The sequence below is a fragment of the Caballeronia mineralivorans PML1(12) genome (assembly GCF_001028175.1).
Classification (GTDB): domain Bacteria; phylum Pseudomonadota; class Gammaproteobacteria; order Burkholderiales; family Burkholderiaceae; genus Caballeronia; species Caballeronia mineralivorans.
Genome location: NZ_AEJF01000165.1, coordinates 79,735 through 86,333 on the forward strand (window position 1 = coordinate 79,735; position 6,599 = coordinate 86,333).

At 60.6% G+C, this 6,599-nt stretch carries 7 protein-coding genes; 4 read left to right on the top strand and 3 right to left on the bottom strand.

Annotated elements, in window-relative coordinates:
- Positions 1 to 7: 7 nt before the first annotated feature.
- Both EOS_RS27735 and EOS_RS27740 read right to left on the bottom strand, forming a co-directional pair.
- Entirely contained in the window at positions 8 to 1,072 is a 1,065-nt protein-coding gene (locus EOS_RS27735) for a serine/threonine protein kinase (RefSeq protein ID WP_047895386.1), read from the bottom strand.
- An 83-nt stretch (positions 1,073 to 1,155) separates the two neighbouring features.
- Positions 1,156 to 1,368 carry a hypothetical protein gene (locus EOS_RS27740; protein ID WP_047895387.1) on the bottom strand — a complete coding sequence of 71 codons (213 nt, stop codon included), beginning with the start codon at positions 1,366 to 1,368 and terminating at the stop codon, positions 1,156 to 1,158.
- A 305-nt stretch (positions 1,369 to 1,673) separates the two neighbouring features.
- On the opposite strand from EOS_RS27740, the gene EOS_RS27745 reads away from it, so the two are divergent.
- From EOS_RS27745 to EOS_RS27760, 4 genes are all read left to right on the top strand, one after another.
- A complete protein-coding gene (locus EOS_RS27745) occupies positions 1,674 to 2,957 on the top strand; it encodes an MFS transporter (RefSeq protein ID WP_047895388.1) in 1,284 nt (427 codons plus the stop codon).
- Positions 2,958 to 3,207: 250 nt separating this feature from the next.
- Complete coding sequence (locus EOS_RS27750; protein ID WP_047895389.1) at positions 3,208 to 3,393, top strand: hypothetical protein; 186 nt, start codon at positions 3,208 to 3,210, stop codon at positions 3,391 to 3,393.
- Positions 3,394 to 3,674: 281 nt separating this feature from the next.
- The gene (locus EOS_RS27755) at positions 3,675 to 4,457 is read left to right on the top strand and encodes a DUF1295 domain-containing protein (protein ID WP_047895390.1); all 783 of its coding nucleotides are present in this window, start codon (positions 3,675 to 3,677) and stop codon (positions 4,455 to 4,457) included.
- 24 nt (positions 4,458 to 4,481) lie between these two features.
- Positions 4,482 to 5,594, top strand: coding sequence for an SAM-dependent methyltransferase (locus EOS_RS27760; protein WP_047895391.1), 1,113 nt, complete (start codon positions 4,482 to 4,484; stop codon positions 5,592 to 5,594).
- Between the two features lie 39 nt (positions 5,595 to 5,633).
- On the opposite strand, the gene EOS_RS27765 is transcribed toward EOS_RS27760, so the two are convergent.
- Positions 5,634 to 6,599: amidase (locus EOS_RS27765; RefSeq protein ID WP_047895392.1), on the bottom strand; the 966-nt coding region annotated here is incomplete at its 5' end.

Sequence of the window (6,599 nt, forward strand, 5' to 3'; positions counted from 1 at the left end):
AATCGGCTTAAACCGGCCAGAGCGGCCCTTCTTCCATCGCGCCGACCTGCTCGCGCAGCTCGAGAATGCGGTCTTCCCAATAGCGCTGCGTGTTGAACCACGGAAACGCGGCGGGAAACGCGGGATCGTTCCAGCGACGCGCCAGCCACGCTGCGTAGTGAATCAGCCGCAGCGTGCGCAGCGCTTCGACCAGATGCAGTTCGCGCGGCTCGAAATCGCAGAAGTCCTCGTAGCCGGCCAGTAGATCGCCCAACGCGCGCGACGCCTCGGGGCGGTCGCCCGGCAGCAGCAGCCACAAATCCTGGATGGCAGGCGCCATGCGGCTATCGTCGAAATCGACGAAATGCGGACCCGCATCCGTCCAGAGCACGTTGCTCGGATGACAATCGCCGTGCAGCCGGATGCTTTTCACATCGCCGGCGCGCTCGTAGCATCGCTCGACGCCTTCCAGTGCCATCTTCACGACGGTTTCATACGCTTCGCGAACGTCCTGCGGCACAAACCCGTGCGTGAGCAAAAACTCGCGCGGTTCGTAGCCGAAGGTCTGGATATCGAGCGCGGGCCGCTCCACATACGGCTTGATCTGCCCGACCGCGTGAATCCGGCCGATAAACCGCCCAAGCCATTCCAGCGTCTGCGGCCGGTCGATATCCGGCGCGCGCCCGCCGCGCCGTTCGAAGATGGAGAAGCGAAAACCCTCGAAGTGATGGAGCGTCTCGCCGTTCAGCACACGCGCCGGCACCGCCGGAATTTCACGCTCGTAAAGCGTGGAAACGAAAGCGTGCTCTTCGAGAATGGCGTCGTCGGACCAGCGCAACGGCCGGTAGAACTTCGCGACCATCGGCGGCCCGTCTTCCATGCCAACCTGATACACACGATTCTCGTAGCTGTTGAGCGCGAGCATGCCGCCGTCGGTGCGTTCGCCAAGCGGCATCAGGACGCTGTCGAGCGCATCGAGCACGCGCTCAGGCGTGAGGTCGGCGAAAGGCGGAGCCGGGGGATTTGCGTTGTCGCCGGAGAAAGAGAGGCTGTCTGCGGGCGCACGCGATGCATCGGAATGGTTCGAGTTCATCCCTGCATTGTGACGCGCATCGCGGGGGGAAGCATCAGCGATGCGCGGTTACAGCAAATAGTGTCTTGAAACGCGCTTGATCCTCAATGCATGAGCGCGTTGGTCGGGCGAACGAGTTCGCCGGTATCGATCAGATCTTCGAGGAAGAACGGTTCCGTGTTGAGCAGCTCCGACGTGCCGGGCTCGTCGGCATACCAGGCGACCATGGCCATGTCGCCGAGAATGCGCATGACAATGCCGCGTGCGCCCTGTGGCACCGCGATATGGACGGAGCGAACGATTGAACCGATTTGCATGATGACTCCCCGAAGTGTGCCGGCAGAACAGTGCGCGTGCCGGTCGGTTCTGGATAAAGCACAGAAGGTTGATTCCCTGTGCACGAGATCGAAGTGCCGCGCGTAAATTCCTCGAATGCCTGCAACTCGCAGCCTATCCAGATGATTTCGGCTGAAACGATGTTCTACTTTAGCGCATCAATTCGTCTCGGGTCGAAATCTTGCATCGTATTAAAACAACGCAAGGGCATTCGAAGCGGTCTCGAAAGTCGATTGAAAGCGTCCGGCGCACCGTCCGGCGAAACCCTGACGATCACGGTATCGTTATGGCCTTCGCCACCGGAGATCCACTTGTGACTTCATCGCCGGCGCCGTCCCGGTCAGCTTCGTCCTCTTCGCTTTGCCCCGATCCCCTGCCGTACCTCGAACGCGGATCGCGCGCTTACTGGCACGCGGCGATTGCCTTGCTGTTTGCAGGCTACGCCACCTTCTCGCTGCTCTACTGTGTGCAGCCGCTCCTTCCGGAATTCACCAAGGCGTTCGGCGTGAGCCCTGCGCAAAGTGCGTTGTCGGTATCGGTGACGACGGCCTCGCTCGCCGTGGCGATTTTTATCGCCGGCTTTGTTTCAGAGGGATGGAGCCGGCACCGGTTGATGACGTTGTCGCTCACGGCCTCCTCGTTGCTCACGATCATCGTGGCGTTTCTGCCGAGTTGGCATGGCTTGCTGTTCGTGCGTGCACTCGAAGGGCTCGCGCTTGGCGGCGTGCCGGCGGTCGCCATGGCCTATCTCGCCGAGGAAGTCCATCCCGATGGCCTCGGCCTCGCGATGGGACTCTATGTCGGCGGCACGGCAATAGGCGGAATGGCGGGGCGCGTGATCAGCGGGATTCTCGCGGACTTGTTCTCGTGGCGGGTTGCTATCGGCGGGATCGGCGTGCTGGGGTTGCTCGCCACACTGGCGTTTCGTGCGCTCTTGCCGCCCTCGCGACGCTTCGTGCCGCGCGCCGGGATGGGCCTTAGCCATCATCGGACGGCGCTTGCCGGGCATCTGAAAAATCGTGGCCTGCCGCTGCTGTTCCTGATGGGTTTCGTGCTCATGGGCAGCTTCGTCACGCTTTATAACTACGTCGGATATCGGTTGATTGCGGCGCCGTTCAATTTGAGCCAGACGGAGATTGGCGCGATTTTCGTGGTGTACCTGACGGGCGTGGTGGCGTCGCCCTGGTCCGGAAAAATGGCCGATGTGTTCGGCCGCGGCCGCGTGCTGATCGCAGCGCTCGCGCTGATGATCTTCGGCGTGGCGCTGACGTTGTCGGCGTCGTTGCCCGTGGTGATCGCGGGCATCGCGTGCATGACGTTCGGATTCTTCGCCGGGCATTCGGTCGCAAGCGGTTGGATTGGCCGCTTGGCCAAGGGCTCCAAAGGCCAGGCCGCCGCCCTTTATCTGCTGGCGTATTACATCGGCTCGAGCGTGCTCGGTTCGTGGGGCGGACACTTCTGGACTGTCGCCGGCTGGCCCGGCGTGAGCGGCTTCGTATTTGTCCTGCTGCTGATCGGTCTGGGCGGCGCGGAATACTTGCGCCGACGAGAACGGCAGGCAGATGCTTAGATCGCTTAGCTAAGATTCACGCGCGAACGTAACGAAAGTTTTTTGTAAAGGCTAATAAATGAGGGTTTTTCTGTATCCGCTTAAAGCATGCGGGCGCAAAAGCCCGCCGCATAAGGCGTTTCGTCTGTTGTTCGCTAGCGTTTGCGCAAAGCAGCATGAATAAAGCGTAATCCACGTCCTATACTCAAATCGACAGTGCGACGTCTCACGCAGTCAGGTGGACGCTGAGCACGGACGATGGGAGACGTGTATGACCACCTACTTCACGATCGGCGACTTCATCCTGATTATCCCGATGGCGCTTGCAGGCATTCTCTTCCTGGGCGCCGTACCATGCGCCACGCAATTCCGGAAAAACACCCTACGTGTATTCGGTGCGCTGCTCGGCGTGCTGGTTGCGTTTTTGCTGGTGGAAGGATTGCCGGCACTGGTTTAGCAGTCCGATGGGCTGATTGGCGCGGCGGGCCGAATGGGCTCGACTTCCACGCCTGCTGGACAGGAACAGGGCGCGAGAAACGCGCTGTTCCTGCGTTCCCGCTCATCCTCGGGAATCTCCTGTGCTCACGTTCGTTCCGAACGTCGACGTCTTGGTATTACCGCTTCCAATTCCTTCTCGCTGGCGCATCCGCCAGATGGCAGCACGCGTAATTAGTCCCAATCGCTCCACCAGTCGATGCCAACCGATATTGAACGCAAAAAATCGACATCGAGGACTTAATGCCGCCGCTCACTGTTGCCGTTATTGCTTTTGTCGCGCTCGTCGTTGTTTTCACGACGGTCTGGGTGTGGCAAGTTAAATCGAAGAATGCCGGCATGATCGATCCCGTCTGGGCGATGTCACTCGGTGTGGTCGCGTTGCTCATTGCAGTGCTCGGACAAGGCGATCTGCACACGCGGGTCATTGTGGGAATCGGCGGGTTCGTCTGGGGCACGCGGCTTGGCGTGCATCTGTGGAAACGTAATGCCGCTCACCCCGAAGATCCGAGGTATCACAAGTTCCGCGAGCAATGGGCCGCCGATGCCAACAAGAAAATGTTCTGGTTCTTCCAGTTGCAAGTCGTGATTTCGATGCTGCTGTCGCTCGCGTTTTTCGTGCCGGCATATCGCACGACGCCGCCAGGCGCTGCCTGGGTAGCGTTGGCTGCGGTGATCTGGGTGATCTCGATTGCAGGCGAAGCGCTTGCCGACCATCAGCTACTCATGTTTAAAGCGGATCCATCGAATCGTGGCAAGGTGTGTCGCGCCGGCCTGTGGCGTTATTCGCGGCATCCGAACTACTTCTTCGAATGCGTGCATTGGGTGGCGTACATTCCGCTCGCGATCGGCGTAGGAGGATGGATTGTCGCGATGCTGCTGCCGCCCGTGCTGATGGCGTGGCTGTTGATGAAAGTCTCGGGTGTACCGATGGTCGAAGCGGAATCGGCTAAAAAACGCCCGGGATATGCCGACTATATGCGTACGACCAGCGCATTGATTCCATGGCCGCCGCGTCATCCTTAAATAATAATAGCGAGGAGTTTTCACATGAGCGAGCTGCCATCGCAAGCGGTTATGTCACAACCACAAGAAAAAGCAGCCCCGCCCGACAGCTGGCTGATCGACTGGTGCGAGCGCGGCCGGATTCCGGACTCGCTCGTGCGCCTGGGGATGCGCCGGTTGATGAAACGGCGGCTGCGCGATGAAGGTGTCGACGACGGCGAAGCGCGTTCGAAGCGCTTCAATCGTCTAGTCGATGAACTGCGCGCAAGCCCGATCGCGATCGACACGCAAGCCGCGAACACGCAGCACTACGAGGTGCCGGCAGCGTTTTTTCATGCGCATCTCGGCGAGCATCTGAAGTATTCGTGCTGCTTGTATCGGACGGGGGCCGAAACGCTCGATCAGGCCGAGCGCGCGATGCTCGAGGAGTACGCAGTGCGCGCGCAACTCACCGATGGCCAGCGCATCCTCGATCTCGGTTGCGGCTGGGGTTCGCTCTCGTTGTGGCTGGCGCAAACTTATCCGCGCTCGCAGATCGTGGCGTTATCGAATTCGCAGGGGCAGCGGGCGTTTATCGAGGCGCAGGCGACTGAGCGCGGCATCGCGAACCTGCGAGTGGTGACGGGCAATATCGTCGATTATCAATTCGAACCGGCGCTGCTCGGCGATGGTTTCGACCGTGTTTTGTCGATAGAAATGTTCGAGCACATGAAGAACTATCGGTTGTTGCTGAACAAGATTTCGGGTTGGATGGGCGAGGACGCCAAGCTTTTTGTGCATGTGTTTGCGCATCGCACGCTCGCTTACCACTTCGAGGTGAAGGACGGCAGCGACTGGATGTCGAAGTACTTTTTCACGGGCGGGACGATGCCGTCGGAGGCGTTACTGCTGCATTTTCAGGAGGATCTGAAGATCGACCGTCAGTGGTGGGTGAGCGGCGCGCATTATGAAAAGACGGCGAATCAATGGCTTGAGAATCTGGACGCGGCGCGTAGCGAGTTGATGCCACTCATGGTCCAGACTTACGGCGCTGCCGATGCCCCCGTCTGGTTTCAGCGCTGGCGCATGTTTTATATGGCAGTGGCGGAGTTGTTCGGCTACGCCGGAGGCAATGAATGGGGCGTGGCGCACTACCGGTTTTCCAAGCGTTCCCGCTAACTCAATAAAGGCTATCGCTCGCGTCTTCGTCGAACCCGTTCACCTCGCCGCCATCAAAGCCGGCCGCCGGGCAAACCATGGCCTTGCGGCCTCCAGTTGTGCCGCGAGCCGGAACAACGTCGCGTCGTCGTTCAAGCGCCCGGCGAACTGCACGCCAATCGGCATGCCGCGGGCATTCCAGTACAGCGGCACGGACATCGCCGGCTGGCCGGTGAAGTTGAAAAGCTCCGTGCAACCGGCCCAGTCAAACGCTTTCTTCGCCGATACCGACAACATCCGCCGCACCAACGGTTCAACAGGAAGCGCAGTCAGCACGTGCATCTGCAAGCGCTCGAATTGCGTTGGCTGCTTGGCGCCAATCTTGAACGGCGCGCCAGCAAGCGTGGGCGTCAACAACACGTCGTATCGCCTCATCAAGGCAGCCATTTTCGCCGTGACCTGGCGCTGCATTTCAAGCGCCGCCGGCAGATCCCGCTCGCCAATCTTGCGGCCGACATGCGCCATCGCCCAGGTTGCGATCTCGAAATCGCCGCGCTTCGGCTTCAGGCCGCTGATGCGATCGGCGTGCAACACAATCTCCTCGGCCAGCACCGACCACATCACGAGGAACGCATGAGCGATGGCGTCGAAGTCGAGCCCGAACGACGCCGGCTCTACACGATGACCCAGCGATTCAGCGAGCTTGGCGGCATCGTCGAGAGCGGCTTTCACGTCCGCCGACAATTCCCCCGCAAGCTGCGGCTCAACCATATAGCCGATGCGCAACGGCCCGCACGGCTCGCCGACGGCTCGGAAGAATGCGCCCGGTTGTCCAGTCGATGTGAGATCGAGCAGCAAGGCGCTATCGCGCACACTTCTCGACACCGCGTGATCCACCGATAAATCGCCGGGTGAGGGCAGCGGTTGCGGCTGGACATCGTTGGACGGCTTGTAGCCGAACAAACCGCAACACGACGCCGGGATGCGGATCGAACCGCCGCCGTCCGCCGCGTGTGCCAGCGGCAC